Origin of the sequence: Giesbergeria sp., from assembly GCF_028686475.1 — a bacterium.
Taxonomy (GTDB): domain Bacteria; phylum Pseudomonadota; class Gammaproteobacteria; order Burkholderiales; family Burkholderiaceae_C; genus Simplicispira.
Genome location: NZ_JAQUCA010000001.1, coordinates 86,514 through 113,418, shown reverse-complemented (window position 1 = coordinate 113,418; position 26,905 = coordinate 86,514). Strand labels below are relative to the sequence as shown.

Genomic DNA, 26,905 nt, shown 5'->3' with positions numbered 1-26,905 from the left:
AAATGTTGATTCGTTATGCGTGCAACCACTGCCCGGCCCAATCCAGTGCTTGGGCTAAACGCGCTTGCGCGGCAGCGCTGGGGGGCTGGCCCAACTCCCAACTTTGGCCGGGAATCGCCAACAGCCAACTGGGGGGCGGCGCGTGGCCTTGCACATCAGCAAAAACCTGCAACAATGCTGCTGGGCTCATGGCATGGGTGGTATAGCTGCTATCGCGTGCTGGGTGCAAGGGCGCACAATGAAACGGCGGCTGCACGCCATCCGACACGCCACAAGAAGCATCGACAAACAAAATACGCTGCCGCCCGACCAAATCAAGCGTGTGTTCTATCTGCAATTGAAAATCGGTCAGGCACTCTACCTGCGGCAAATTCATGGCTTGCACGGCTTCGGCAAACAGTGGCCCCAAGGCATCGTCGCCCCGGCTGGGGTTGCCCCAGGCAAAAACCAAGGTGTTGGCAGGCATGGGTAGGCTTAGGCTTTATATTGGCGGTCTAACTCGCGCCCTTGGGCATCCAGCAGCAAGACTTCTAGCGGCATTTTGCCCAGTGCATGGGTGGCACAAGACAGGCAGGGGTCGTAAGCGCGGATGGCCACTTCGATATGGTTGAGTAGCCCTTCGGTAATCTGTTGGCCGTCCAGATATTTTTTCGCCACTTCGCGCACGGCGGTGTTCATGGCGTGGTTGTTGTTGGTGGTAGAGACAATCAAATTTGCCATCGTGACCAAATCGTTCTCATCGACTTGGTAGTGGTGGAACAGCGTGCCACGGGGTGCTTCAATCACACCCACCCCTTCGCGCTGGCGCTGGCCGGTCACGAGCAAATCACTGCCTTCGATGTCGTCGTCGTGCAGCAGCTCTTTGATCATCTCAGCCGCAAACAGCATCTCTATCATGCGCGCCCAGTGGTAGCCCAGCGAAGCGTGCATCGGCTCGCTGCCCGCATAGGCGGCCAACTCGCGCCGTTCATGCTCGGTAAACGGGGTGGGAATGTGGTCGCATGTTTGCACCCGTGCCAAGGGGCCAACCCGATACCAACCTTGCTCGGGGCCAAGCTGGGCGAGGTAGGGGAACTTCATGTAGCTCCACGGCTTGACCTCCTCGGTGATGAGGCGGTCGTAGGTTTGGTAGTCCACATGGTCAAACAGAATTTTCCCTTCGGCATTTTTGGCCCGCAGGCCGCCGTGGTAGAGGTCTAAATCACCATTCGGGGCGACCAAGCCCATCCAGTGCGAGCGGAAGCTGCCAAATTGGTCGTACAGCGCCGGGTTTTGCTGGTGCAGCTCTTTGATGATTTTGACGGCCTCGCAGCTCCAAGCAATCATCTGGTAGCTGTCTTTGAGCAATTCTTGGCGCTCGGCCCCAGTCAAGGAGCGGTTGACACCGCCGGGCACCGAACCTGTGCCATGCACGCGCTTGCCTGCCGTGAGGCGAATCACCTCTTGGCCGTATTTGCGTAGCAGAATGCCTTGCTTGGCAATATCGGGGTACTTGGCTGCTACGCCCACAATGTTGCGCTGCGCTACTTCGGAGTCAAAGCCAAACAGCAGGTCGGGTGACGAGAGGTGAAAAAAGTGCAGCGCGTGCGATTGCAGTATCTGGCCGTAGTGCATCAGGCGGCGCATTTTTTCGGCCGTGGGCGTGAGTTGCTTGGCCCCGACAATCACATCCAGTGCTTTGCTGGCGGCCAGATGGTGCGACACCGGGCAAATGCCACACAGGCGTTGCACCATCACCGGCACTTCCCAATAGGGCCGCCCTTGGATAAAGCGCTCAAAGCCACGAAACTCGACAATGTGCAGCCGTACCTGATGCACTTTGTTGTTTTCGTCCAGCAGCAGGGTGACTTTGCCGTGGCCTTCGACGCGAGAGACTGGGTCAATGGCCACGCGGCGCAAAGATTCACTGGCCACGGTGGCGGTTTCGAGTTCAAAGCGGCTTTGTTGCACAAATCTGAAAAAAGACGGCATTCCCCTTACCCCAGACGGATTTATGCCACAGGCACCGTCACAGGACGGCCCATTTGTGTGAAGCGGTTGAGCAAAGCGACGCGCACTTGCAGCTCCACCACCTGACGCTCAAACGTGCGCGCCATCACCCGCTCACCCAAGCGTTTAAAGCAGTGCATCTTGGTCTCGACCAGGCTGCGCCGGTGGTAACCGCTCCATTTCTTCCATAGCCCACGACCGAAACGTTGGCAGGCTTTGACCGCCTCGTTGCGTACCTTGGCTCCCACGGAGCAGCCTTCTTTCCAGAATTGGGCATTTTTGCGCGGTGGGATGATCGCTTGTGCTGCACGCTGGGCAATAGCCTCGTGGCAGGCCTTGGTGTCATAGGCACCATCGCCACTGACGCTGATGATGTCCTGCTCTGGGGGGATTTGCTCCAACAAATGCGGCAACATCGGGGCATCGCCCACGCTGTTGTCGGTCACCTCAATGGCACATATCTCCAGCGTTTGGGCATCTATGCCCAGATGCACCTTGCGCCATTGGCGGCGGTACTCTGGGCCATGCTTTTTGCGTTTCCATTCGCCTTCGCCCAAGAACTTGATGCCGGTGCTATCGACCAGCAGATGCAGCCCTTCGCTGCGGTTGCGGTAAGCGATGAGCTCTACCGCTAAGCTCTTTTGGCGGCGACTGACGGTGCTGTAATCGGGCACCGGCCAGTTTGCCCCCGATAGCTGTAGCAGACTTTGCACGAAGCCCAAACTTTGGCGCAAGGCCAGCCCAAACAGGCATTTCATGCTCAAGTAAAACTGGATGCTGGCATCGGAAAATCTGCTGGCGACCGCGCTTGCCACTGGGGTGGCCAGCCATTGCATGTCAAGATCGAACCACAGGGTCAGCGAGCCGCGGGCCTTCAAGGCGGCGTTGTACTCGGGCCAGTTGGTGGTTTTGTAGCGGGTCTTGGCGGGTGCGGCTTCACTCATGGGACGTTAGCTTACCTGCTGGTCGGGGGATTTGTGCAACAAAGCCGGTGCAACACCACCATGCCCATATTGCTGCCATTTGTGCGGAACATGGCTGGCAAGGGCCGGTGTTGGGCCTGGCGTTAGACGGCGTGGGTTGGGGCCACGATGGCACGGCGTGGGGCGGCGAGCTGTTGCAAGTCCACGGCAGCCGTTGCCAACGCTTGGGGCATTTGCACCCGCTGGCCTTGCCGGGGGGCGACCGGGCGGCGCAAGAGCCTTGGCGCATGGCAGCAGCGGCCCTGCACGCCTTTGGCCGGGGTGCGGAGATTCCAGTACGTGTTGCTCAACACAGTGCGGCAGCTGGCGTGGCGCAACTGCTAGTACGGGGTCTACGTTGTCCGGCTACCTCTGGCATGGGGCGCTTGTTTGATGCGGCTGCCGGTTTGTTGGGCCTGTGCAGCATCATGCACACCGAGGCCGAAGCGGCGATTGCGTTAGAGCAGGCCGCCCAAGCCTATGGCCCCTGTGTGCCCCTCGCCCAAGGCTGGGAGTTGCAAGCCGATGGGCAACTTAACTCATTGCCCCTGTTGGCTGCACTGGCTGATGAGCCTGACGCAGGCCGGGGTGCCGCCTGCTTTCATGCCACGGTGGCTGCCGCTTTGTGTGCTTGGCTAGAGCAAGCCATAGCCACCACAGGGATTACCACGGTGGCACTGGGCGGGGGCTGCTGGTTCAATCAATACCTGTTGGCAGCCATGCGCCAACACTGTGCCGCACGCGGACTGCGCTGTCTTACCGCCCGTAGCTTGACCCCCGGGGACAATGCGATTGCATTGGGTCAAGCATGGGTAGCACGCGCTGGCTTACAAGACGAGCAAAAAGGATAAACATCTATGTGTTTGGCTGTACCTGCCAGAGTTGTGCAATTGCCTGCCCCAGACCAAGCCGTGGTGGATTTGGATGGGGTACGTAAAACCATCTCGCTGGCGATGGTGGACGATGTGGCCGTGGGCGACTATGTGATAGTGCATGTCGGCTTCGCACTGCGAAAGTTGGATGTGGAAGAGGCCGAAGCCACGCTGGCCCTGTTGCGAGAAATCTGGGCTACAGCATCCCCTGCCACAGGGGCCGCGCCATGAAGTATGTGGATGATTTCCGCGACGGCCACATCGCCCAAGGGCTGGCCCAAGCCATTGCCCGCGAAGTGCAACCCGGCCGTCAGTATCGGCTGATGGAGTTTTGCGGCGGCCATACCCATGCTATCTCGCGCTATGGGCTGGTGGATTTGTTACCGCCCTCCATCCAACTAATCCACGGCCCCGGCTGCCCGGTGTGTGTGCTGCCGATTGGCCGCATTGACCAAGCCATTCAGCTGGCGTTAGAGCAGCAGGTGATTTTGTGTGCCTATGGCGACACGCTGCGCGTACCGGCTTCGCACAAGTTATCTTTGCTGCGGGCTAAAGGCCAAGGGGCCGATGTACGCATGGTTTATTCGCCCTTGGATGCCTTGCAAATCGCCCGCCAACAGCCCGAGCGCCAAGTGGTGTTTTTGGCCATTGGCTTTGAAACCACCACGCCCCCCAGCGCCGTGGCCGTGTTGCAAGCCCATGCCGAAGGATTGAAGAATTTTTCTGTGTTGTGCAACCATGTGCTGACTCCGGCAGCCATGCACGCCATTTTGGCCGCCCCAACCGGGGTGCAGCTGGATGGTTTTGTCGGGCCAGCGCATGTTTCTACCGTGATTGGCAGCGCACCCTATGTGCCGTTTGCGCGCGACTATGGCAAGCCGGTGGTAATTGCGGGCTTTGAACCGCTGTATGTGCTGCGCGCCATTCAGATGTTGGTGGCGCAAATCAACCAAGGCCGCGCTGAAGTGGAAAACCAGTTCACCCGTGCTGTGACACCTGAAGGCAACCGCAAAGCGCAAGCCTTGGTGGAGCAGGTGTTTGAGTTGCGCCCCGCTTTTGACTGGCGTGGCTTGGGCAGCTTGGTGCAATCGGCCCTGCGCTTGCGCCCGGCTTGGGCGGCCTTTGATGCCGAACAACGTTTTGTTGCACCCTACCAGCCGGTGCCAGACCACAAAGCCTGCGAATGTGCTGCCATTTTGCGCGGCGAAAAACGCCCAGAGCAATGCCGCATTTTTGCCACCGCCTGCACACCTGAGCATCCCATAGGCTCGTGCATGGTGTCGTCAAAAGGGGCCTGTGCGGCGCATTACAGTTATGGCCGCTTCCGTGGGGTGGTGGCGCTTGCGCCCAGCCTCAACCCTGCCGCTTCAATGGCGAACGCTGCTACCTTCCCATAGGTTTCCACGGCTAGGTGGCGCGCTTCAACAGCGCCAGCAAGGACCCAGCCAGCACAAACATACCGCCAAAAATGCGATTGATGGCCCGAATATGGGCGGTAGAAGTCAAAGTGCCCAGCACACGGGCAGCCAAGGCGGTGTAACCTGCCATCACCACCAAATCGGTAAACGCAATGGTCAGGCCAATCGCGACATACTGTGGCAGCAGCGGTTGGGCCAAGTTGATAAATTGTGGCACCACTGCCAGCAAAAATACCGTGCCTTTTGGGTTGACGATATTCACCAGCAAACCACGCAACACCATGCTGGCACGTGAGGCTTGCGGGCGCTCGCCTTCTATTTTGGCCACCATCGGCACCGCCGGGGCGCGCCATTGTTGGATGCCCAACCACACCAAATAAGCCACACCCAGCCACTTCACCACTGCAAAAGCTGTATTGGAGGCCGCTATCAAAGCCCCCAAGCCCAGCCCGACCACCACGATTTGCACCCAAATACCCAGCACCAGCCCAAACGCTGTGAAATAACCGATGCGAAAACCGTGGTTCAACCCCGCACTCATCGAGGCTACCGCCCCTGGCCCCGGAGAAATACTGATGGCCCAGGAGGCGGCAAACAGTGCCAGCCAAGTAGAAAACTCCATGGTGGTGGCTCAGTGGCTGGCGTTTTGCAGCGCCGCAATGCGCTCTTCAATCGGTGGATGGGTGCTAAACCATTGGCCCATGCCACCGGCAATGCCCATAGCCGCTATGCTCTTGGGCAATTCTGCCGGATGTACGCCGCCCAAACGGGCCAAGGCGTTAATCATGGGCTGCTTGCGGCCCATCAATTGGGCAGCGCCAGCATCGGCGCGGAACTCGCGCTGGCGCGAGAACCAAGCCACGATGATGGCAGCGACAAAGCCCAGCAAAATGTCCAGCACAATCGCGGTGATGGTGTAGGCCATGCTGGGGCCAGAATTTTCTGAATCGCCCTTGCGTAAAAAACTATCGACGGCATAAGCAATCACGCGCGACAAAAAGACGACAAAGGTGTTCATCACCCCTTGAATCAGCGTCATGGTGACCATATCGCCATTGGCAATGTGGGCCACTTCGTGGGCAATCACGGCCTCAATTTCTTCGTGGGTCATGCTTTGGAGCAAGCCAGTGGACACCGCCACCAGCGCCGAATTTTTGAAGGCCCCCGTCGCAAAGGCATTGGGTTCCCCTTCAAAAATGCCCACTTCGGGCATCCCAATGCCCGATTTATCGGCAAACTTACGCACGGTATCGACAATCCAAGCTTCGTCTTGGTTGCGCGGTTGCTCAATAATTTGCACCCCCGATGTCCATTTGGCCATCGGCTTAGAAATCAGCAAGGAGATGATGGCCCCGCCAAAGCCCATCACCAGCGCGTAACCCAGTAAGGCCCCCAGATGAAGGCCGCCGGAAGTTAAATAGCGATTCACCCCCAACAAGCTGGCCACAATGCCCAGCACGGCCACCACGGCCACGTTGGTCAAGACAAATAACAAAATGCGTTTCATAGACAATTTTTTTCTATAAGGACGAAGCTAGGCCCAACACCCCCAAAAAACGCGACAGTTTGCGTTTTTGGTGCAGATAGGTTGCAAAGTAACTTAGAGGGAGGCTAGAAGCAAAAGTTCTTTGCGCCTCCGTTTTAGCCTCGGGCAAAAAACAGCGCCGCCATCGCCAAGCCCGTCAGCACAATGCCTGCCCGCAACCACGGCACCGGAATGCGCCGGGCCAGCCGCGCCCCGGTGTAGCCACCGGCGGTAGCCGCCAGCATCATCAGCAGGGCCTGCGGCCACTGCACCACACCACCGGCGGCATACACCGCCACGGCAATCGCCGCCAGCAAAGCGGAAACCCCATTTTTAAGTGCATTCATCTGGTGCAGCGACATGGCCCCGCACAAACTCCAAAAGGCCAGCAGCAAAATGCCCAAGCCGCCATTGAAGTAGCCACCATAAACACCCACCGCCAGCAACCCGACCCCAACACGCCAACGCGGCGCAGCGCCAGCAGTGCCTGCCGTTCCTGATGCCCATTGCCGCAGCCAAGGGCCAAAAGCAAACAAGGCGGTGGCCAGCAACAACAACCAAGGCACGATGCGGCTAAAAGTAGCATGGGGTGTCAACAGCAACAAACCAGCCCCCAGCGCCCCACCCAACAACGATAACAATGCCACTGCCCACAGGCTTAATCCCGGCGGGGCCTGCATATCTTGGCGCTGGCCCCACACGCTGGCCAGATAGCCCGGCAACAAAGCCACCGTACCCGTGGCATTGGCCACCACCGGCGGCGCCCCTGTCCAGACCAAAGCCGGTAAGGTTAAAAAACTACCGCCACCGGCCACTGCATTGAGCGCCCCGGCACCAAAGGCTGCCGCCAGCAGCAACAGGGCATCCGGTAGAGCCGGCCACATCTCAGGTGGCGTAGGGGTCGGTAAAGCCCAAGCCGCGCAGGATTTCGGTTTCGTAGGCTTCCATCTCCTGTGCATCTTGCTCGCTGGTTTCGTGGTCCCAGCCTTGGGCGTGCAGCGTACCATGCACCAGCAAATGGGCATAGTGTTCTTGTAGCGATTTATTTTGCTCGCGCGCTTCGCGCTCGACCACCGGGGCGCACAACACCAAATCGGCCAGTATGACCGGCTCTTGGGCATAGTCAAACGTTAGCACGTTGGTGGGGTAATCTTTTTCGCGGTAAGCGCGGTTGAGTTGTTGGCCTTCTTTGGTATCGACAATCCGCACCGTGATTTCGGCATCGCTGGCCAAGGCGTGGCGCACCCAACGCATCACTTTGTGGCGCGGCAAAGCAGCGCGGTGCTGGGCCACGCCATCAAAGCGGGCAAATTGCAGGGAAAAAGTCAGGGCAGGCAAGGACATAGCAGAAAAAAGGGTTCAAAGTGCGCTATTGCGCGCACGGGTTGCAGCCGGACGACCAGCCGCATCGTAGGCATCCACAATCCGCGCCACCAGCGGGTGGCGCACCACGTCGGCGCTGGTAAAGCGGGTCACGGCAATGCCCTTGACGCGCTTGAGTACGCGCTCGGCCTCAATCAGGCCGCTCATCGCGCCTTTGGGCAGGTCAATTTGGCTCACATCACCCGTGACTACTGCCTTGGCACCAAAGCCAATGCGCGTGAGGAACATTTTCATCTGCTCGGGGGTGGTGTTTTGTGCCTCGTCCAAAATCACAAACGCATTGTTGAGCGTGCGCCCACGCATAAAAGCCAGCGGCGCAATCTCTAGGGCGTTGCGCTCAAAGGCTTTTTGCACCTTGTCAAAGCCCATTAGCTCATACAGAGCATCGTAGAGCGGGCGCAGATAGGGGTCCACCTTTTGCGCTAAATCGCCCGGTAAAAATCCCAGCCGTTCACCCGCTTCCACCGCCGGGCGCGTCAGCACAATGCGCTGCACGCTGCTGCGTTCTAGCGCATCCACCGCACAGGCCACGGCCAAATAGGTTTTGCCCGTACCTGCTGGCCCAATCCCAAAGGTGATGTCATGTGTGGCGATGTTCTCAAGGTACATCGCTTGGGTGGGGGTGCGCGCGCGCAAATCGGCGCGGCGGGTACTCAGGGTGGGGGCCGTGCTGGCGGCCTCGTTCATGGCGCTATCGCCTGCCAACATCAGTTGCAGGTAGTCCTCGGTGATGGGGCGGTCGGCCAGCTCATAGACCGCTTGCAGCAGTTCTAGCGCTTGGGTGGCGCGGGCTTTGTGGCCATCAATTTTGAACTGTTCATGCCGGTGGGCAATGCTGACCTGCAAGGCGGCCTCGATGGTACGCAGATGGGCATCCGCCGGGCCGCACAGGTGCGTTAGACGGGTATTGTTGTGGGGGATAAAAGTGTGGCGAAGAATCACGGTGCAGGGTAGCTGATGGAGGCAGGGGCACCATCATAGAGAACCAGCAAGCACAACATGCGCTTTAATGCCGCCGCCCACCGCCACGGTAACCCCGGTAGCCAGAGTGCCGATGCCCTGACCAGTGCCAAGCCGCCCCAAACCACAGCAAGGGCCACAGCGGCGGCCCGACATACTCCACCCTGGGTGCAGGCTCGTAATAATAAACGGGCGCTTGTTGCTCATAGGACGCGGGGGCGGTGCGCTGGTAATAAACGGTGCCACGGTCGGGTGCAGGAGCCACCACGCAACCGGCCAAGGTGCTGATGGCCGCAATAGCGGCAAGCCGCAGAAAAAATCGTTGCATGGCAAGCTCCTTCAAGGTGCAAAACGATGTTCTACTGTAATGCAGTGGCCGAGTTTGCGATAGACACGCACCACTTTCGGCTACATTACCTGCCATGAGCGTTGCCTATAGCCATTCCACTGTGCAGTGCCTGACAGTGGTTGCCCAACACCACGGTATTCAGGCCCTGCCTGAACGCCTGATCCACGAGTACGCCTTGCCCGCCAGCGAGCCAGACGATGCTTTGCTGCGCCGCATGGCCAATGACATCGGCCTGCAAGCCAAAACCGTACAAACCAACTGGGCCAGCTTGGTACAGTTTCAGGGCGTGTTTCCGATGCTGGCGCGCAAGCACGATGGCCATTCGCTCATCATTGCTGGGGTAGAGACCGACCCCGCCGACCAGCAACGCAAAGTCGCCGTCCTAGACCCGCAAGACCCCGCCCGGCGCGTGCGCCTCTGGGGCGAAGCCGAACTGACCGCGCTGTGGTCCGGCAGCTTGGTGCTGCTCAAACGCCAATACGCTTGGCTTGATGCCGACCAACCCTTTGGCCTGCGCTGGTTTATTCCCGAGATTTTTCGCCAACGCAAAGCCTTTCGGGATATTGCCATTGCCGCCATCATGCTGCAACTGCTCGGGCTGGGGATGCCTATTTTTTCGCAGTTGGTGATTGACAAGGTGCTGGTACACCAAAGCTACTCTACCCTGACCGTGTTGGCCGTGGCCATCGTCGGGGTGATGCTGTTTGAGGCCATCTTTAGCTTTGTGCGCCAATATTTGCTGCTGCACGCCACCAACGTCATGGACGTGCGCCTGTCCAAACGCACCTTCAGCCATTTGCTCTCATTGCCGATTGATTATTTTGAGAGCCACACCGCCGGGGTGATTGCACGCCACATGCAGCAGGTGCAAGCTATCCGCAGTTTTCTGACCGGGCAACTGTTCTTTACCGCGCTAGACTCCATTGGCCTGATTTTGTTTATTCCGCTGCTGGCCTCGTACAGCACCAAGCTGGCGCTGGTGGTGTTTGGCTTTTCTGTCATGATGGCCTTGGTGGTGCTGGCGCTGATTAAGCCCTTCAATAAGCGCTTGCAAGCCCTTTATACCGCCGAGGGCACGCGCCAGTCCATGTTGATTGAAACCATCCACGGGATGCGTACCGTCAAATCCTTGGCGATTGAACCCAAACAGCGCAAAGTCTGGGAGCAGCGCACCGCTACCACCATCCAAATGCACTTTGGTGTTGGGCGCATGTCGCTCACTGCCGCCACCATCACCAATTTGCTAGAGAAGTTAATGATGGTCAGCATCATCACCATTGGGGCGATGGATGTGTTTAGCCTAGAGTTGACCGTGGGCGGCTTGATTGCCTTTCAGATGCTGTCCAACCGCGTGGTCGGGCCGTTGGTGCAAATTGTGGGTTTGGTACACCAATACCAAGAAACCGCGCTGTCGGTCAAAATGCTGGGCGAAGTGATGAACCACCCGCCCGAGCGCAAATCGTCCGGCGGCCTGCGCCCGGTACTCAAGGGGCAAATTGGCCTCGATGCTGTCACCTTCCGCTACCCCGGCGCAGCCATGACGGCGCTAGACCGCATCCAAATGAACATAGACCCCGGCACCGTGGTCGGCGTGGTGGGGCGCAGTGGCTCGGGCAAAAGCACCTTTACCCGCCTGATTCAAGGGCTGTACGCGGTACAAGAAGGCGTGATTCGCTTTGATGGCATTGACATCCGCGAAATTGACCTAGCCCACCTGCGCCGCAGCATTGGCGTGGTGTTGCAAGACAACTTCATGTTTCGAGGCACCGTGCGCGAGAACATCGCGATGGCCCGCCCCGATGCCAGCTTTGAGCTGATTGTGGCCGCTGCCCAAGCCGCTGGGGCCGATGAGTTTATCGAGCGCCTACCCCAAGGCTACGACACCCTGCTGGAAGAAAACGCCTCCAACCTCTCGGGCGGTCAACGCCAGCGCTTGGCGATTGCCCGTGCGCTGCTGCCCGCACCGCGCATTTTGATTTTGGATGAAGCCTCCAGCGCCCTGGACCCCGAAAGCGAGGCCATCTTTATTCGCAATCTGGGCCGCATCGCCGCTGGGCGTACTGTCATCATCGTCAGCCACCGCTTATCTACTTTGGTACATTCGGATCAAATTTTTGTTTTTGAACGTGGCAGCTTATCCGATGCAGGCCGCCACACAGAACTGCTGGGCCGTTGCGAACCCTACACACAGCTATGGAACCAACAAACCAGCCACATGTAAGCCCTGCCGCTGTGCCGTCCACAGCCAAGGCCAGTCCTGCACCTGCACCCGCCGTGCAGGATTGGACGGTGGCCTTTCTGCCCGATGCCGAAGCCCTAGAGAAGACACCTCCCCCCGGCGGCATGTCGGTCACCATCTATATTCTGCTGGGTTTAATCGTTACGGCCATTGTGTGGGCCAGCGTGTTTGAAGTCGATCAAATCGTCACGGCACGCGGTAAACTGGTGACAGGACAACCCAATACCGTACTGCAACCGCTAGAAACCGCACAAATTGCCGCCCTGCATGTGCAACCGGGCCAAATCGTGAAAAAAGGGCAGGTGCTGGCCGTGTTAGACCCCACCTTTATCAACGCCGATTTAGCCCAATCCCAAGACCGCTTTAACAGCCTAGAGGCCCAAGTGCAGCGCATGGAGCGCGAACAAGCGGGATTCAGAAACAGCGTAACTACGGCACCCCCAGCCAGCCAAAACCCCGATGAACTGCTGCAATGGCGCTTGCAAAACGAGCGCTTGGCCAGCTACCGCGCCCGCTTATCGCGCTTGGATGAAAGCATTGACCGCGCCAAAGCTGCCATCCAAACCAACAGCCATGACGTGCAAAGCCTGACCGCACGGGTGCAATCGTTGCGCGATATTGAGGCCATGAACGAAAAGCTCACGGCGCAGCAATTCCAGTCGAACATGAAACTGTTGGAAAGCCGTGAACGCCGCCAAGAAGTCGAGCGCGAACTCATCAGCGCCCGCAACCGCAGTTTAGAACTGAAAAAAGAACTGGCCGGTGCCGAAGCCGAAAAAGATGCCTTCATACGCGAATGGCAACAAAAAGCCACCGAAGAGCTGGTGACAGTGCGCCGCGAGCGCGATACCATCGCGGAACAACTGAAAAAAGTAGAACGCCGCAGCCGCATGATTGAACTGATTGCCCCCCACGATGCAGTAGTGCAAGAAGTGGCTGCCCGCTCCACCGGCTCGGTGATTCGCGAGGCTGAACCGCTGATTACCTTGGTGCCCTTGGGCGAAACCCTGCAAGCAGAAATGCAAATTGCGGCACAGGATGTAGGCTACGTCAAACTGCATGACCCGGTGCGCCTCAAAATTGATGCCTTTCCGTTCCAAAAACATGGTCTGATTCAAGGTGAATTGGAAAAACTGGGGCAAGATGCCTTCACCAAAGACAGCTTGAGCGGTCAAGCCAATGCCCCTTACTATTTGGGCCGGGCCATATTGCAAAAGAATGAATTACGCAACCTGCCACGCAATGCGCCCCTCATTCCTGGGATGTCGCTCAGTGCAGAAATTGTGGTGGGCAAGCGCACCGTGATGTCGTATGTGATGTACCCGGTAATGCGGGGGCTGGATGAAGCAATTCGAGAGCCTTGAAATTTTCAAGTAAAAATATGTTGCAACAAATTTTTAAAAATTATCATGCTGTAGCTCATCAAGAATTAGTAGTGGTAAAATTTCAAATGTTTTTATTTTTTAAATTATTAACTTCTAAATAAAAAATTTAAATTGCACTTTCGTATAAAAAGATGAGTGACAAGGTTGTGAAATTTATCAGATTTAGAGAACGACAAAGTTTTTCTAGTGTAGCGCGAAACCCATTGTCGTAGGATGTTATTCCAGCGTTCAACATGGCTTGTTTCACCAGATTATTTTCCAACGCTACTGTGGGTTTCCTCGGGAAAAACTTTTTTGTAAGCATTCCAAAAGTCACTATAGGTGTGCAATTTACGATAAATTTCTAGTATTTGTTCCCATAACGCCTTACAGCTAAGTTCGCTACGGTCTCCAATAAAATAGGCTACCACCTGCCTACTAGTGCGGCGGCACAGAGCAATCCACAATCACCGTTTATTGGTGCGCTGGTGTACAAACGACCAGACCACATCAAGCTCTAAAACATCTTCGTGCTTGGCAGGCTGTAATGTATCCTCTATCGCTGGCTCAAGATTAGCTTTTTTAACCATTTTGTGAGTGTGGGACGAGTTGCGCCAAATATACGCTCAATGCCTCTCATGCTGGGGCGCTCAAAGTAAGCGTTAATTATTTTTTTTCTTTCTCTTATTCACTGTATTTCTCCTTAGGATTGACACCACCACTACATCCACATGCCTTACAGATGTACTGCTGCTTTCCACTCATGGAGCGCCCATTTTTTACAAGGTTGTCACTTTTGCATGAACGGCAGAGATAAATAATTTTTTCTTCAATCATTAAATTTCTTAAAATAATCAATTATTTGTGATTTCACCACTACCCAACAGAACAATTAAATCTAAAAATGCTTATTACTGGAATTACCTGTGTACGCAATGAAGCAGACATCATTGAATCGTTTGTGAGACATAACCTAAACTACCTTGATCATCTCTTGGTTGTTGACAACTGTAGCACTGATAAAACCTTGGAAATTCTTTTACTCTTGAAGAACGAAGGTTTAAACATAGATATCAAAACCTTCCCAGCGAAAGATCACCAACAAGAGATTATTTTTAATGCAGCCATCAATCAACTTGCCATAGACGAGAGAAATTTCGATTTTTGTGTTTTACTGGATGCAGATGAATTTATTGATGCAGAATCAAAAAATTATTTCTCCAATGAACTTGCAATGTGTCCTGCTGGATTTTATCCAGGAATAGGTTGGAAAACATATATGCCCAATTTTGAGGCAGTTAACAAAGATTTAAATATTACCACCCACATGACGCATAGGCGAGATCCTGAAGGTGTAGTTCATTATAAATCTATCGTTCCTAAAGACCTCTTCGGAGATTGCCAAGTATGGGCCGGAAACCATCGAATTCAATCTATTCTTGGTGGTCAATGGGAAATATATCCTATCAAATCAAAATTAGCACACATACCAATCCGAAGCAAAGAGCAGGCCATCGCTAAACTACTATTAAACTCTCATAGCATAGCATTGAAGTCGAACAAACTTAGTGGAGAGGCACTGCACTGGATTTATTTATCTAACGAAATAAGAAGTAATGGCTATGATTTATCAAAAGAAGAAATTATCAAATTTTCTTTGATTTACGGTCAAGACCCCTCATCTTTGGATGAATTTAAAATTGCTTTCGATCCAATTAAAATTATTGGCAATCAAGAGTTGAAATACCAGCATTTGGCAAACTTATCAACCATCGAAAGACTTGATAAATATATATCTCAACTTATTGAAGAAATTATCTTTATTAGACAAAAACATAAATAAAAAATTTCTTTCATTTGATTTGTTAAACCAAAATTCTTGATTTTTGATGAAAAAAATTCACTTACACCACATTGCATATTCCACTGAAACCTTGCAACAGGCCCCTGCGGGGTTTCCTGTATTGAATAATTTGAAGAATGAACGCCCCGACTGGTTTGAGTATTGGCCAATTCGTCATTTTTTGCTCAATCATCCGCTGGATGACAATGTATTTTATGGATTCTTTTCTCCAAAATTTTCTCAGAAAACAGGGTTAAGTTACACGGATGTCTTCAATTTTGTGAGTATCAATAGTGATGATGCCGACGTTTTTCTTTTTTCACCCCAGCCAGATATTGGCGCTTTTTTTATCAATGTGTTTGAAGGTGGTGAAATATTTAATCCCGGGAAAATTGATGCCTGTGAGGAGTTTTTAGCCACTATAGGAATACACGTCAATCTCAGAGCCATCATTATGGATTCCAGAGAAATTGTTTTTTCCAACTATTTTGTTGCTAAGGCTGATTTTTGGCGTCAATGGTTACTCATTAATGAGCAGCTTTTTTCTATCTGTGAGGGTGCGGACAGCCCACTGAAAGCCAAGCTCACACAAGCGACCAACTATCCCAATGCACAACGAAAAATATTCATCATGGAGGGAATCGCTTCATTGATATTGACGATGCAGAAAAAATGGCGAACCAAGACCAAAGATCCGTTTGAGTTTGCATGGTCTGCCACTAAGTTGGGCCAGTTTCGGCAAGAAGCCATCGTCTGTGATGCACTTAAAATGGCTTTTAAAGAGCAAGGGTTTTCAGAATATATAGATGCTTATTCTCATATTCGGAACACCGTTTTTAATTCTTAATTTAAGCCGGAACTACTTTAAAAATGTACTGAATCGGCATAGCGTCGTGCTTGGCTGTATTCACATCAAATCCACAAATTCTTGCAAAATCTTCTAGTCCCTTGAGAGCAAAAGCCTGAAAGGGAATTTCGTTCGGAATACGATCAAAGAGATTTTCTATTTTCCAGCCGGTAGAGGTGAACATATCTACCATAGTAGTGCGGGTTAACCAGCGCAAGTGCGTTTTATCCATCAAACCACTGTCTTCATAGTGGAATTTTCCAGACAGCAATCGCCATTGCACACTCCAATGCTGTGCATTTGGAATGCAGGCCAGTAAGCAGCCATCTTGGTCAATGTTGCTTCTAATATTCTTTAATAAAGACCACGGATCCCGCAAGTGCTCCAAGCAGTCGCCAAAAATCCAACAATCACTGGGAAATAGTTGGCTAAATTTTTCTGAATTGATCGATTCTATATCTCCTGAGAAGGTTTGTGTACAGAATTGCTCTGCAACCTTGGCGTAATCTGGATCAATATCTATACCAACATAATTAGCAGTAGGATTGCGGAGAAGGTACTCTCTGGCCATTTGTCCGTGCATACAGCCTACTTCCACAATTCTGCGTGCAGTAACAGGAATGAGGTTCAATAAATCATAATTGACCATATCATGTGCAGGGGTTTGTTTCATTGCAATGCCTAATAATTATGCAGGAACCAATTTAAACATGTATTGAAACGGCAAAGCATCTGCCATAGCCATTTCAGGATCTAGGCCACAGGCAGTGGCAAAAGCACGTATGCCTTGTAGAACTGGTTCTTGCTCAGAGAAAGGCCCTAACGTTCTGGTCAGACCAGCCGTGACTGCCCAGCCTGTTTTCTGAAACATCGCTAACATGGTTTCTCTGGTAAACCAGCGTAGATGGGTTCTATCCAGCAGGCCACTATCTTCATAATAAAACTGTCCTGATAGCAAACGCATTTGCACTCCCCAATGTTGGGCATTAGGGATACATACCAGCACACAGCCGTCAGAATCGATACAACTTCTGATTTTCTTCAAGATGGCCCAAGGATCACGTAGGTGCTCTAGGCAATCCCCGAAAATCCAACAATCTGAAGGGAAGAGTTGATCCCATTCTGAGGGGGTTAATTTTTCAATATCTGCTGCGAAGGCATTATCACAATGCTGCTTTGCTACTTCAGCATAGTCTTTATCTATATCAATACCAGTGTAGTGAACGGTGGGATTGATATTTTTATAAACATGGGCCATTTGACCATGCATGCAACCAACATCGACAATGCGACGTGTTCCCGCAGGGATCATAGCCATTAACTCGTTGTTAATGAGGTTGTGGGCTGGTGTTTGTTTCATATTTTGTGCTAAAGAAATTTTTTGACCAGTAGTACCAGATTCTGGCGGAATGATGCTCCATTTTTTACAAAAAATCTGATACGCGTTGAGCCAATTGATGCCATATCCTCCAGTGCTTTGATGGGTGATGGCAAGCGGCCAAGTTCCAATTTTCAGTCCTTGCTGCTGTGCAGTAATACAAAAATCCACATCATAAAAGTGAAAATCGAAAATTTCGTCAAACTGGATTTTTGTTCTTTTGAGGCTTGATTTGCTAACTGCTATCAGCACCCCATCTAATAAATCACACTCGGCGGGAGATGGGCCAAAATAACCTACCTTGCCAAAAGGTATATCTCCGTGGGCGACAGCCCCACTCAGATTTTCTTGGATGTCCCAAGTGCCGGAAGTATTTATAAAGGCCCAAGATGGTTGTAGATGTTTTCTATTTTTGTTGCCAACCACGCCAAAAATATCGTACGATTTAACTGCATCGAGAATTCGGTCTGCGAGAAAAAAATCGTCGATCCATACATCATCATGGATGAAAACGATAATTTCTATGTCATTTTCTGCATGGATGCGTTGGTTAAATATTTCTGGTAAACCTTTTCTATTTTTAAAGGCAATCCAGTGTTTGATCCGTTGATCGAAAAACAACCGACTTAAAGATATTCCAAGTGCCGAATTTTTCCAGAATTCTTCTTCTGACCAACGGGTAGCACTTACAATTTCTATCATGACTGAACCTTAAAAAGAAAGGCTTGCTCTATGTCTTTGACCAGCTGTGGTATATCAAATAAGTCACTCTGCTGGCGGAATTCGTTAAGATAACGCCGGTAGCTTGCCAGTCTGCGTGGGTTTATGCCCAGTTGTACCGCTTTTTCTTCATAGTCTGCCAAGCTATAAGTGATTAAATCTGGTAACCCTACTGCCGTTAACAGGCTACCACACATGCGTGAAATATAACTTTTTCCGGAATAAGTCAAAATAGGTGTTCCCATCCATAAAATATCATTCGCCGTAGTGCCTGCATTATAGGGGAAAGTATCTAAAAATAAGTCTGGCAACTGCAAGCGGGCCATGTATTCAGTTGGTGTAGCGCGCGCTGCAAAAACCAAACGGGCTGTATCCACGCCGCAAGCCTGTGCTTGCTTTTTCATGTTAGCTTCTGCCCAAGGGTTATCCGCCAGTAGCCACAGCACGCTGTCTGGAACTTGGTCGAGGATACGCATCCAAGTGCTAAACATTTCTTGCGTAAATTTATAATTGTTATTGAATGAGGTAAAAACAAATTTATCTTCTGGTAAGCCACAACTGGCCCGGGTCAAGGCAGGGCCGACGCTGCGTTGGCGGTCACTGACTTGGTAGCAGTGGGGTATCCGCAAGGGTTTTTCGGTCATGAAAGGTTCGAGTTCTGGGGGGAACACAAACGCATCAGCCAAAATATAATCAATAGCAGGCATACCGCAGGTAGCAGGCAAACCTAAGTAGCTGATTTGCACCGGTGCCGGACGTTGGGCCAAAATATTAGGCCGCGCTCCAGAAGTGAGTCCCTGTAAATCCACCAAAATATCAATACCACAGGCGGCAATCAATTGTGCTGCGGCATTGTCATCCAAATGACCAATCCGAATATGGTGATCAAAGGCGCGGATAATACGTTCGCGCAAAGGTGAACCATCGTCACGCGACCAACAAAAACCAAATACTTCAAATTGCTGGCGGTCATGCAGTTCAAACAGCTCTACGGTGAGCAAGCCTACCGCGTGCATACACAAATCGCCCGAAAGGTAGCCGACCCGAATGCGCTCGCCAGGTGCCCGTTGCCGTGGTGGCCGACGAGGTGCTGCTGCTTGGACTTTGGCATGGACAAACTCGCGCGCTGCCAATAATTGCACTGCGGGGTCATCGTAAGCAGCCTGCATAGCCAATGCAGAGGTGGCCAGTAACTGCTGGTTGACAGTGACATCAGCTACGGGCCGATAAACTGGCCAAGCACATTGTTTTTGCCTTACATGCACATAATGCTGCAATACTGGCGATTGTGTCGGATCAACTTGCAGGCTACGCAGCATATAGGCTTCAGCCTCATCAAAGCGATGTTCTAACTCTAAGGCTCGCGCAGTATTATTGAGAGCATGTAGCTGTATGGCTTGATCGGATGAACCGGTTTTTTCTAAATCGGTTAATACTTGTTGCCATCGTTTAATGGCCTCTTGCCGCTGACCTTGATTTTCTAGCGTATGCGCTAAATTTAAGCGCGCCTGAAAAAAATCGGGGTTAAGTTGTATCGCCTGTTCGTAAGCTGCTTGGGCTTCGGCAATGCGTTGTTTGTCACTTAATAAAACACCCAGATTAAACCACGCCACCAAGCGCAAGGGATCGGCATCGTGTGTCAGCAGCCACTGCTGGTACAAGGTAATGGCTTGATCTACCAGCTTTTGTTGTTGCAAAGCATCGGCCTGCGCCATCAGGTCATTGAGAGAGAGTGAAGATACAGGCATAGACAATCAAAATAACAAGAAAAACGGGCTGTCCCGATCAAGGTACAGCCCGTTGTGAACCAGCCACCGAAGTGGCTGGTCGTGGATCACAGCTCGGCCTACTTGACCTTGATCGTATCCACCGCTGCCAACGGTGCGGATGACAATGGCGAGGTCTGTGAGCCAGTACCGGACAACAAGCCGACCAAATTGGTACCAGCCTCGGAACCCGGAACGAACCCTGCACCAGCACTGCGGTAGTAGTCCGACAACGGTGTCAGTAGCGCTGCGGGAGTCGCTGGCGCGTTGTTGTTCGGGCTACCGGCTTCGGCCAAGGTGGAGGATGGCGTATTGTTGCCTTGCAGAGCCGAATCTCCGCCCCCTGCTGCTCCTCCTGTGCCGTTGTCGAGATAACTGCCCAAGGATTCGGTCAGGTCACTGACGGCGGCGCGCAAGGAATCGGCTGCAACATCCCCTTGAACAAACCAGACATCGACCAAATCGCGCTGGGTGCCATCGGTGGTTTCGTAGGACGAAACCAAGCCCAACAAGTTGCCGTTGTCTGTCTCGGTGGAGACTTTAGCGTCCAAATGCAGCGCAGCGACACCAGCGTCTTGCAGGCTCACCAGCTCACCAGCGCCTGTGATGCCGTTGCCATCGCCATCCTTCCAGACAGCCAATTCAGAGAAGGCGGCATCGGCAGAGGTGATACGGCCATCACCATTGCTATCAAGGGCGCGCAAGGCGGCAAAGCCATCTACGGCGGTGACACCGGGGCTGAGTTCAGTGGCGGTACCAAACAGCTCGCGGCCATTGTTGATGATGCCATCGCCATTGAGATCACGCACCAACAGACCGTCGGCAGGTGACACCCAACCAGTTTGGCGCAACAGGCCATCGGTGCCCAGAGCAAACTGCACGCCCTCGGCCACCGAGACAGTGCGCACGCCGTCACCGTTCAAGTCAAGCACAATGGGAGATGACATGAGAGCACCGGTTTGTGCAGTATCCATCCCCGCTTTTTGCGTATCGGTGAAGGCGACCATCTGTGCTTGACTCAGTGTGGCAAGTTCTGTTGTTGTCAAAGTGTCAATCTGTGGATCAGTTAACGCCTTGATCTGTGCAGTGGTTAGATGCGCGGGAGTTAGCCCACTAAACGCCAGAGTAGAAAGTTGGGCAATTAGATCCGAAGTCAGTGCCTTAACCTGTCCCTCGTTCATCCCGCTGGTCTGCGATGAATCCAAGCCGGGAGCCGCTGCCGCGTTCAGGCCTCTAATGGCCGAGGTGGACAGGCTGGCAATTTCTGCCGAATTGATGGTGGCGAGCTGCACTGCGGTCATAACCCGTGTTTGAACCGAGGTCAGACCGCGCAGGCTGGCCGAGGTCAAGCCGTCAAAGGCGGCCGTACTCATCAGTGACACCTGTGCCGAGGTCAGTGCCCTAACCTGTCCCTCGTTCATCCCGCTGGTCTGCAAGCTAGCCAAGCCGGGAGCCGCTGCCGCGTTCAAGCCTCTAATGGCCGAGGTGGACAGGCTGGCAATTTCTGCCGAACCGAAGGCGGCGAGCTGCGCTGAGTTCATAACCCGTGTTTGAACCGAGGTCAGACCGCTCAGGCTGGCCGAAGTCAAGCCGTCAAAGGCGACCGTACTCATCTGTAACACCTGTGCCGAGGTCAGTGCCTTAACCTGTCCCTCGTTCATCCCGCTGGTCTGCGATGAACCCAAGCCGGGAGCCGCTGCCGCGTTCAAGCCTCTAATGGCCGAGGTGGACAGGCTGGCAATCTCTGCCGAACCGATGGTGGCGAGCTGCGCTGAGTTCATAGCCCGTGTTTGAACCGAGGTCAGACCGCTCAGGTTGGCCGAGGTCAAGCCGTCAAAGGCGGCCGTACTCATCTGTAACACCTGTGCCGAGGTCAGTGCCCTAACCTGTCCCTCGTTCATCCCACTGGTCTGCAAGCTAGCCAAACCGGGAGCCGCTGCCGCGTTCAAGCCTCTAATGGCCGAGGTGGACAGGCTGGCAATCTCTGCCGAACCGATGGTGGCGAGCTGCGCTGAGTTCATAACCCGTGTTTGAACCGAGGTCAGACCGCTCAGGTTGGCCGAGGTCAAGCCGTCAAAGGCGGCTGTACTCATCAGTGACACCTGTGCCGAGGTCAGTGCCTTGACCTGTGCCGGGATCATCCCGCTGGTCTGCGATGAACCCAAGCCGGGAGCCGCTGCCGCGTCTAGGCCTCTAATGGCCGAGGTGGACAGGCTGGCAATTTCTGCCGAATTGATGGTGGCGAGCTGCGCTGAGTTCATAGCCCGTGTTTGAACCGAGGTCAGACCGCTCAGGTTGGCCGATGTCAAGCCGTCAAAGGCGGCTGTACTCATCAGTGACACCTGTGCCGAGGTCAGTGCCTTGACCTGTGCCGGGATCATCCCGCTGGTCTGCGATGAACCCAAGCCGGGAGCCGCTGCCGCGTCTAGGCCTCTAATGGCCGAGGTGGACAGGCTGGCAATTTCTGCCGAATTGATGGTGGCGAGCTGCGCTGAGTTCATAGCCCGTGTTTGAACCGAGGTCAGACCGCTCAGGTTGGCCGATGTCAAGCCGTCAAAGGCGGCTGTACTCATCAGTGACACCTGTGCCGAGGTCAGTGCCTTGACCTGTGCCGGGATCATCCCGATCGTGTGGTTCGATGTCAGAGATCCTGCTACCAAGCCTGGAATGGCCGCAGTAGAGAGGTTTGGGATGTCCGCAGAACTTAGCGTAGCCAACTGTGCTGTAGTGACGCTTGCCAACTGTCCTGAGGTGAGTACACCTAACTGACTGGGACTCAACTCATCGAATTCAGCTGTGGTTAGAGCAGCGATTTGCGTTGGAGTTAGCCCTCTGACTTGGGCGGTGGTGAATGATGTAACGATAGTCATACATGCTCCTTTCAAGAGCTGAATTTCTGTACAAATTTGACCGGTAACAGCCCAAGCACAGAAGGAGTTGGTTCGATAGTCTGCCTTACTTTAGCATCCAAACCATAATTTGCCAAGTAAGGCCATCTTTGGTATCGGCAAGTGTTGTAAGAACTTAAGTTCTACCTAAGGTCTCAGCCGAAAGACCCAAGTTAGCTGCACTTTAGCCGCAGCATGAGTGCCTCAACTTGATTAAATAGCCGGTCAACCCCCCGCTTTTCCGCCATTTTGCCCAAGGGGACTGATTCCACAATCGACGGCATGAATGCTGTCACCTCCCCCTCTCTGTCCCAACGTTTGGTGGCCCCACGCTGGCTGGGGGTGCTGATGTTGGCCCTGTGTACCGCTCTGCCCGCCCATGCCTTGCGCATCAAAGAGGTGGCTGCCGTGCAGGGTGTGCGTAGCAACCAACTGACCGGCTATGGCTTGGTGGTGGGTTTAGATGGCACGGGTGACCAAACGACCCAGATGCCCTACACCACCCAAGCGATGCAGAACTACCTGCAACAAATGGGCATTAGCTTGCCCGCCAATGCCGCTGGACAGTTGCAACTGAAAAACGTGGCGGCAGTGGTCGTGACGGCCCAATTGCCCGCTTTTGCCCAGCCCGGTCAGATGATTGACATCAGCGTCTCGTCGATGGGCAATGCCAAATCGCTTAAAGGCGGCACCTTGATTGTGACCCCCCTGCGCGGTGCCGATGGCGAGATTTACGCTTTGGCGCAAGGCAACATAGTCGTTGGAGGTGCCGGGGCCGCTCAAGGTGGCAGCAAAGTGCAAATCAACCACCTGAGTGCCGGACGTATCCCCCAAGGGGCGCAAGTAGAACGCGCCGTCCCCACGCCGCTGCACGAAGGCGGTTCTATCACTTTGGGACTGAACAGTTCAGATTTCCAAACCGCGCGCAAGGTAGCCCAAGCCATCAACAACAAAATGGGCGCTGGCCGGGCCACAGCGACGGATGGCCGCACGGTGCAGGTGCAAGCCCCCACCGACCCCGGCAGCCGCGTTAATTTTATTGCCGATTTAGAAGAGCTGACTATCGACAACGGCAGCCCGGCAGCCAAAGTGGTGATTAATGCGCGCACCGGCTCGGTGGTACTGAACCAAGCCGTCACGCTGGGGCCTTGCGCGATTGCCCACGGCAATTTGTCCATCACCATCAGCTCGACACCGCAGGTCAGCCAGCCCAATGCGTTATCGCAGGGCCAAACCGTGGTGACGGAAAAAACCGACATCAAGATTACCCAAGAGCCGGGCGCACTGATTCAAGTGCCACCTTCGGCGCAATTGGCGGATGTGATTCGTTCTTTGAACCAATTGGGCGCGACACCCCAAGACCTGTTGGCGATTTTGCAGGCCATCAAGGCCGCCGGTGCGCTCAATGCTGAATTGGAGGTTATCTGATCATGGCGCTGGCCCTCACCCCCTCTTCTGCTGGCACATCGTTGGGCACCAATGCACTGGCCGCCGATGTGCGCTCGCTCAATCAGCTCAAATATGAAGCTGGTAACAACAGCGCTGCCTCCACCAAAGAGGCCGCTAAGCAGTTTGAATCGCTGTTTATGCGCGAAATGATTAAGAGTATGCGCGAAGCCACGATGAAATCGGGTCTGATGGAAAGCAGCCAAGCCGATTTGGGTACCGATTTACTCGATCAGCAATTGTCCGTCACGATGTCGGGCCAGCCCGGTGGCCTGTCCGAGGCCATTAGTCGCCAACTGTCGCGGCAAATGGGTGGGGCCGATGCCACCTTGGCGGTGCCCTCTACCCTGAGTTTGGCGCGCAGCAGCCAAAGTGCCGCCGCCTTGCGCCCCACGGCGGCCAGCAACGCGGTGGCCAACACCGGCCCAGCACCCAAAGGGCGCGATGATTTTGTGGATTTCCACGAAGCCGCCGCCGAGCGCGTGGCGCAAGAAAGCGGCATTCCAGCCGCCTACATGTTGGGCCAAGCTGGCCACGAAACTGGCTGGGGCAAAAGCGAAATCCGTGGCAGCGATGGCAGCAACTCGCACAACCTGTTTGGCATCAAAGCTGGCAAGGGTTGGACGGGCAAGGTGGCAGAGATTGTCACGACCGAATACATCGACGGCGTACCGCGCAAAGTGGTGGACAAGTTCCGCGCCTATGACTCTTATGAAGACTCGTTCCGCGATTACGCCCGCCTGATCAACAACAGCCCACGCTATGAGCAGGCGCGCGCCCAAACCGGCTCGGCTGAAGCCTATGCCAGCGCGCTGCAAAAAGCAGGCTACGCCACCGACCCAGCCTATGCCCGCAAGCTCAGCGGTGCCATCCAAAGTGCCCTGCGCGCCCAGCGCGATCAGGCTTAATTTCCTACCCGTGAGGAGCTAAACCATGAGCCTCTTGAACGTTGGCGCACGCGCCTTGCAGGTCAACCAGACCGCCATCCAGACCGCTGGCCACAACATTGCCAACGTCAACACCGAAGGCTACTCGCGCCAAACGGTGTCTTTGCGTACCATGCCCAGCCACTCTACCATCGATGGCTACATCGGTACCGGGGTGGATGTGGATGGCATTTTGCGTAACCACAGCGAATTGCTCACACGCCAAGCCAGCGCCGCTGCCTCGGTGCAAGCAGGCGATGCCGTGCGCCTAGACCGCCTCAAGCAACTGCAAGATGTGTTTACGGGCGGTACCTCGGGCTTGGGCGCTGCCATCAATGACATGATGAATGCGCTCTCGGATGTGGTGAATGCCCCCAACGATTTGACCGCGCGTGGCGTGGTGCTAACGCGCATGGACGAAACCGCCAAGCGGATGCGCGATGCCTCTGGCCGTATGGACGAAATTGCTGCCACGGTGGATTATCAAACCCAAAACGGTGTCAATGTGGTGAATAACTTGGCCAAAGACATGGCCGAAGTCAACCGCCAGATTACCTTGGCGCGGGGCAAGGGCCAACAAGCCAATGATTTGCTCGACCGGCGCGACCAGCTCATCCGCGACATCAACCAGTATGTGCAAACCTCGCAAGTGGCCGCCGATGATGGCTCGGTCACGCTGTTTGTCGCCAACAGCCAGCCACTGGTGATGGGTGACCGCGCCGGTAGCCTGTCGATAGGGGACCCGCAAAACTTTAACACCAACGGCGCACAGAAAAAACTGTTGTTCACGCCCGCAGGCAGCACGCAAAAAATCGAACTCAATGAAGCCGTGTTGGGCGGCGGTGAAGTATCGGCCTTGATGCGCTTTCAAAACAACGATTTGGCCGAAGGGCGCAACCTGCTGGGGCGCTTGGCCGTTTCTATCAGTGAAACCCTGAACCTGCAAAACCGCCAAGGCCTGACCTTGGATGGTGCCTTGGGTGAGAATCTGTTTACCCCGATTGCCTTGGGCAATGCCGTCAATGGCCAGCGCAATGCAAACCCAGACCTGACGATGGGCTTGGAGGTAGTGGACCCCAGCAAGCTGCAACCTTCTAATTATGTGGTGCGCTTTGTCGGTGGTGGTGGCACCGTGACACGCCAAGCCGATGGCAAGGTGTTTAGCTTTACTGACAACGATGACCTCAATACCCTGATGCTGGGCCAAGGCTTAAAGCTGACCAACGGTGCCGCCGCTCCAGATACCGAAGCTTTTGAAGGGGCCAGCGACGGCGACCAATTCTTGATTAACCCGCTGCAAAATGCCGCCAACCAAATGCAAGCGGCACGGTTTTCGCCACGTGATTTGGCTGCAGCCAATGCTATCAATGCCGCAATGGGGCCAAGCAACGACGGCTCTTTGCAATTGGTGAGCCTCAAGGCCACAGGCAATCCGGCATTGACCTTGCCCCCTACGGGCACTGGCGTGACCCTGACCTTCAATGCCACAGCTTCGCCGACTACTTTTACCTTGACCGGCAATACGGCCAGTCCAGTAGATACTTCTACCAACCCACCCACCCCACTGACCGCCCCGTTTACCTACACCCCTGGGCAAACCATCAGCGTGGATGGCTGGGAAATCACCCTCAACGGGATGCCAAAAACCGGTGACACCGTGGTGGTGGGCAATGCCAAAGACCCACAATATGGCGACATCTACGTGCGCGATGCGGGCAACGCCAAAGCCTTGATGAACCTGCGCGATGCCAAAATTTTTGATGGTGGCAGCCTGACCGATGGTTTTGCGGGTGCGATGGCGCAAATTGGCACCCGCACCCAAAGCGCCCAATTTGCCGCGCAACTGTCCACCACCATTGCGGGTAATTTAGAAAATGAACGCGCCGCCGTGTCAGGGGTGAACTTGGACGAAGAAGCCGCGCGCTTGATTCAATACCAGCAAGCCTACCAAGCCTCGGCCAAGATGATTCAAATCGCGCAAAACATCTTTGACAACCTGATTCAAACCGTAGGCCGCTAAGCCCACACTG

The 26,905-nt window shown here is 54.2% G+C and carries 23 protein-coding genes and 1 pseudogene; 10 read left to right on the top strand and 14 right to left on the bottom strand.

Annotation, left to right across the window (positions count from 1 at the left end):
* Positions 1–13 precede the first annotated feature (13 nt).
* The 3 genes from PHX60_RS00485 to PHX60_RS00475 are packed head-to-tail and all read right to left on the bottom strand — an operon-like array spanning position 14 to position 2,933.
* Positions 14–466, bottom strand: a complete 453-nt coding sequence (locus PHX60_RS00485; RefSeq protein WP_300073082.1) for a hydrogenase maturation protease — start codon at positions 464–466, stop codon at positions 14–16.
* 8 nt (positions 467–474) lie between these two features.
* Positions 475–1,971: a Ni/Fe hydrogenase subunit alpha gene (locus tag PHX60_RS00480; protein ID WP_300073079.1), complete on the bottom strand. Its 1,497-nt coding sequence runs from the start codon at positions 1,969–1,971 to the stop codon at positions 475–477.
* Positions 1,972–1,991: 20 nt separating this feature from the next.
* Positions 1,992–2,933: an IS5 family transposase gene (locus tag PHX60_RS00475; RefSeq protein ID WP_300073076.1), complete on the bottom strand. Its 942-nt coding sequence runs from the start codon at positions 2,931–2,933 to the stop codon at positions 1,992–1,994.
* Between the two features lie 47 nt (positions 2,934–2,980).
* Between PHX60_RS00475 and PHX60_RS00470 the strand changes: the two genes are divergently transcribed.
* From PHX60_RS00470 to hypD, 3 genes are read left to right on the top strand one after another with little or no spacing between them, the layout of a single operon-like run.
* Positions 2,981–3,802: a carbamoyltransferase HypF gene (locus PHX60_RS00470; RefSeq protein WP_300073074.1), complete on the top strand. Its 822-nt coding sequence runs from the start codon at positions 2,981–2,983 to the stop codon at positions 3,800–3,802.
* 6 nt (positions 3,803–3,808) lie between these two features.
* The gene (locus PHX60_RS00465) at positions 3,809–4,054 is read left to right on the top strand and encodes a HypC/HybG/HupF family hydrogenase formation chaperone (RefSeq protein ID WP_300073072.1); all 246 of its coding nucleotides are present in this window, start codon (positions 3,809–3,811) and stop codon (positions 4,052–4,054) included.
* Positions 4,051–5,220, top strand: coding sequence for a hydrogenase formation protein HypD (gene hypD, locus PHX60_RS00460; protein WP_300073069.1), 1,170 nt, complete (start codon positions 4,051–4,053; stop codon positions 5,218–5,220). Before PHX60_RS00465 ends, hypD begins: the two co-directional genes overlap by 4 nt.
* Positions 5,221–5,230: 10 nt before the next feature.
* On the opposite strand, the gene PHX60_RS00455 is transcribed toward hypD, so the two are convergent.
* From PHX60_RS00455 to PHX60_RS00430, 6 genes are all read right to left on the bottom strand, one after another.
* The gene (locus PHX60_RS00455) at positions 5,231–5,863 is read right to left on the bottom strand and encodes a LysE family transporter (protein WP_300073066.1); all 633 of its coding nucleotides are present in this window, start codon (positions 5,861–5,863) and stop codon (positions 5,231–5,233) included.
* 9 nt (positions 5,864–5,872) lie between these two features.
* Positions 5,873–6,748: a protease HtpX gene (gene htpX, locus PHX60_RS00450; protein ID WP_300073063.1), complete on the bottom strand. Its 876-nt coding sequence runs from the start codon at positions 6,746–6,748 to the stop codon at positions 5,873–5,875.
* A gap of 134 nt (positions 6,749–6,882) precedes the next feature.
* On the bottom strand, positions 6,883–7,650 hold the full coding sequence (locus PHX60_RS00445) for a sulfite exporter TauE/SafE family protein (RefSeq protein ID WP_300073060.1): 768 nt from the start codon (positions 7,648–7,650) through the stop codon (positions 6,883–6,885).
* Between the two features lies 1 nt (position 7,651).
* Positions 7,652–8,110 (bottom strand): rRNA maturation RNase YbeY, encoded by a 459-nt coding sequence (ybeY, locus tag PHX60_RS00440; protein WP_300073056.1) that lies wholly within the window; start codon positions 8,108–8,110, stop codon positions 7,652–7,654.
* Between the two features lie 15 nt (positions 8,111–8,125).
* On the bottom strand, positions 8,126–9,091 hold the full coding sequence (locus tag PHX60_RS00435; RefSeq protein ID WP_300073053.1) for a PhoH family protein: 966 nt from the start codon (positions 9,089–9,091) through the stop codon (positions 8,126–8,128).
* A 64-nt stretch (positions 9,092–9,155) separates the two neighbouring features.
* On the bottom strand, positions 9,156–9,437 hold the full coding sequence (locus tag PHX60_RS00430) for a hypothetical protein (protein ID WP_300073050.1): 282 nt from the start codon (positions 9,435–9,437) through the stop codon (positions 9,156–9,158).
* A 94-nt stretch (positions 9,438–9,531) separates the two neighbouring features.
* On the opposite strand from PHX60_RS00430, the gene PHX60_RS00425 reads away from it, so the two are divergent.
* Together PHX60_RS00425 and PHX60_RS00420 are read left to right on the top strand one after the other, a co-directional pair.
* Positions 9,532–11,679 carry a peptidase domain-containing ABC transporter gene (locus PHX60_RS00425; protein ID WP_300073047.1) on the top strand — a complete coding sequence of 716 codons (2,148 nt, stop codon included), beginning with the start codon at positions 9,532–9,534 and terminating at the stop codon, positions 11,677–11,679.
* An 11-nt stretch (positions 11,680–11,690) separates the two neighbouring features.
* The gene (locus PHX60_RS00420) at positions 11,691–13,061 is read left to right on the top strand and encodes an HlyD family type I secretion periplasmic adaptor subunit (protein ID WP_300073044.1); all 1,371 of its coding nucleotides are present in this window, start codon (positions 11,691–11,693) and stop codon (positions 13,059–13,061) included.
* A 107-nt stretch (positions 13,062–13,168) separates the two neighbouring features.
* Here PHX60_RS00420 and PHX60_RS00415 read toward each other — a convergent pair.
* Positions 13,169–13,898, bottom strand: a pseudogene (locus PHX60_RS00415) (IS1 family transposase).
* Positions 13,899–13,965: 67 nt separating this feature from the next.
* On the opposite strand from PHX60_RS00415, the gene PHX60_RS00410 reads away from it, so the two are divergent.
* Positions 13,966–14,904, top strand: coding sequence for a glycosyltransferase family 2 protein (locus tag PHX60_RS00410; RefSeq protein ID WP_300073041.1), 939 nt, complete (start codon positions 13,966–13,968; stop codon positions 14,902–14,904).
* A 46-nt stretch (positions 14,905–14,950) separates the two neighbouring features.
* A complete protein-coding gene (locus PHX60_RS00405; RefSeq protein ID WP_300073038.1) occupies positions 14,951–15,751 on the top strand; it encodes a hypothetical protein in 801 nt (266 codons plus the stop codon).
* Between the two features lies 1 nt (position 15,752).
* Here PHX60_RS00405 and PHX60_RS00400 read toward each other — a convergent pair whose 3' ends face one another.
* From PHX60_RS00400 to PHX60_RS00385, 4 genes are all read right to left on the bottom strand, one after another.
* Positions 15,753–16,424 (bottom strand): methyltransferase domain-containing protein, encoded by a 672-nt coding sequence (locus PHX60_RS00400; RefSeq protein WP_300073035.1) that lies wholly within the window; start codon positions 16,422–16,424, stop codon positions 15,753–15,755.
* Positions 16,425–16,439: 15 nt separating this feature from the next.
* Positions 16,440–17,831, bottom strand: a complete 1,392-nt coding sequence (locus PHX60_RS00395) for a methyltransferase domain-containing protein (protein WP_300073032.1) — start codon at positions 17,829–17,831, stop codon at positions 16,440–16,442.
* Complete coding sequence (locus PHX60_RS00390) at positions 17,828–19,564, bottom strand: tetratricopeptide repeat protein (RefSeq protein ID WP_300073611.1); 1,737 nt, start codon at positions 19,562–19,564, stop codon at positions 17,828–17,830. Before PHX60_RS00390 ends, PHX60_RS00395 begins: the two co-directional genes overlap by 4 nt.
* Positions 19,565–19,695: 131 nt before the next feature.
* Positions 19,696–22,188: a hypothetical protein gene (locus tag PHX60_RS00385; protein WP_300073029.1), complete on the bottom strand. Its 2,493-nt coding sequence runs from the start codon at positions 22,186–22,188 to the stop codon at positions 19,696–19,698.
* A 597-nt stretch (positions 22,189–22,785) separates the two neighbouring features.
* Here PHX60_RS00385 and PHX60_RS00380 point away from each other — a divergent pair.
* The 3 genes from PHX60_RS00380 to flgK are packed head-to-tail and all read left to right on the top strand — an operon-like array spanning position 22,786 to position 26,895.
* Positions 22,786–23,931, top strand: coding sequence for a flagellar basal body P-ring protein FlgI (locus PHX60_RS00380; protein WP_300073025.1), 1,146 nt, complete (start codon positions 22,786–22,788; stop codon positions 23,929–23,931).
* 2 nt (positions 23,932–23,933) lie between these two features.
* Positions 23,934–24,857: a flagellar assembly peptidoglycan hydrolase FlgJ gene (gene flgJ, locus PHX60_RS00375; RefSeq protein WP_300073022.1), complete on the top strand. Its 924-nt coding sequence runs from the start codon at positions 23,934–23,936 to the stop codon at positions 24,855–24,857.
* 25 nt (positions 24,858–24,882) lie between these two features.
* Complete coding sequence (gene flgK, locus PHX60_RS00370) at positions 24,883–26,895, top strand: flagellar hook-associated protein FlgK (RefSeq protein WP_300073019.1); 2,013 nt, start codon at positions 24,883–24,885, stop codon at positions 26,893–26,895.
* The last annotated feature ends 10 nt before the right edge of the window (positions 26,896–26,905 follow it).

What these genes read in the sequence shown, in the direction of transcription:
- PHX60_RS00485 (WP_300073082.1), bottom strand. Translation starts at nt 466, where the DNA reads ATGCCTGCCAACACCTTGGTTTTTGCCTGGGGCAACCCCAGCCGGGGC.
- PHX60_RS00480 (WP_300073079.1), bottom strand. Translation starts at nt 1,971, where the DNA reads ATGCCGTCTTTTTTCAGATTTGTGCAACAAAGCCGCTTTGAACTCGAA.
- PHX60_RS00475 (WP_300073076.1), bottom strand. Translation starts at nt 2,933, where the DNA reads ATGAGTGAAGCCGCACCCGCCAAGACCCGCTACAAAACCACCAACTGG.
- PHX60_RS00465 (WP_300073072.1), top strand. Translation starts at nt 3,809, where the DNA reads ATGTGTTTGGCTGTACCTGCCAGAGTTGTGCAATTGCCTGCCCCAGAC.
- hypD (WP_300073069.1), top strand. Translation starts at nt 4,051, where the DNA reads ATGAAGTATGTGGATGATTTCCGCGACGGCCACATCGCCCAAGGGCTG.
- PHX60_RS00455 (WP_300073066.1), bottom strand. Translation starts at nt 5,863, where the DNA reads ATGGAGTTTTCTACTTGGCTGGCACTGTTTGCCGCCTCCTGGGCCATC.
- htpX (WP_300073063.1), bottom strand. Translation starts at nt 6,748, where the DNA reads ATGAAACGCATTTTGTTATTTGTCTTGACCAACGTGGCCGTGGTGGCC.
- PHX60_RS00445 (WP_300073060.1), bottom strand. Translation starts at nt 7,650, where the DNA reads ATGTGGCCGGCTCTACCGGATGCCCTGTTGCTGCTGGCGGCAGCCTTT.
- ybeY (WP_300073056.1), bottom strand. Translation starts at nt 8,110, where the DNA reads ATGTCCTTGCCTGCCCTGACTTTTTCCCTGCAATTTGCCCGCTTTGAT.
- PHX60_RS00430 (WP_300073050.1), bottom strand. Translation starts at nt 9,437, where the DNA reads ATGCAACGATTTTTTCTGCGGCTTGCCGCTATTGCGGCCATCAGCACC.
- PHX60_RS00425 (WP_300073047.1), top strand. Translation starts at nt 9,532, where the DNA reads ATGAGCGTTGCCTATAGCCATTCCACTGTGCAGTGCCTGACAGTGGTT.
- PHX60_RS00410 (WP_300073041.1), top strand. Translation starts at nt 13,966, where the DNA reads ATGCTTATTACTGGAATTACCTGTGTACGCAATGAAGCAGACATCATT.
- PHX60_RS00405 (WP_300073038.1), top strand. Translation starts at nt 14,951, where the DNA reads ATGAAAAAAATTCACTTACACCACATTGCATATTCCACTGAAACCTTG.
- PHX60_RS00400 (WP_300073035.1), bottom strand. Translation starts at nt 16,424, where the DNA reads ATGAAACAAACCCCTGCACATGATATGGTCAATTATGATTTATTGAAC.
- PHX60_RS00395 (WP_300073032.1), bottom strand. Translation starts at nt 17,831, where the DNA reads ATGATAGAAATTGTAAGTGCTACCCGTTGGTCAGAAGAAGAATTCTGG.
- PHX60_RS00390 (WP_300073611.1), bottom strand. Translation starts at nt 19,564, where the DNA reads ATGGCGCAGGCCGATGCTTTGCAACAACAAAAGCTGGTAGATCAAGCC.
- PHX60_RS00385 (WP_300073029.1), bottom strand. Translation starts at nt 22,188, where the DNA reads ATGAGTACAGCCGCCTTTGACGGCTTGACATCGGCCAACCTGAGCGGT.
- PHX60_RS00380 (WP_300073025.1), top strand. Translation starts at nt 22,786, where the DNA reads ATGAATGCTGTCACCTCCCCCTCTCTGTCCCAACGTTTGGTGGCCCCA.
- flgJ (WP_300073022.1), top strand. Translation starts at nt 23,934, where the DNA reads ATGGCGCTGGCCCTCACCCCCTCTTCTGCTGGCACATCGTTGGGCACC.
- flgK (WP_300073019.1), top strand. Translation starts at nt 24,883, where the DNA reads ATGAGCCTCTTGAACGTTGGCGCACGCGCCTTGCAGGTCAACCAGACC.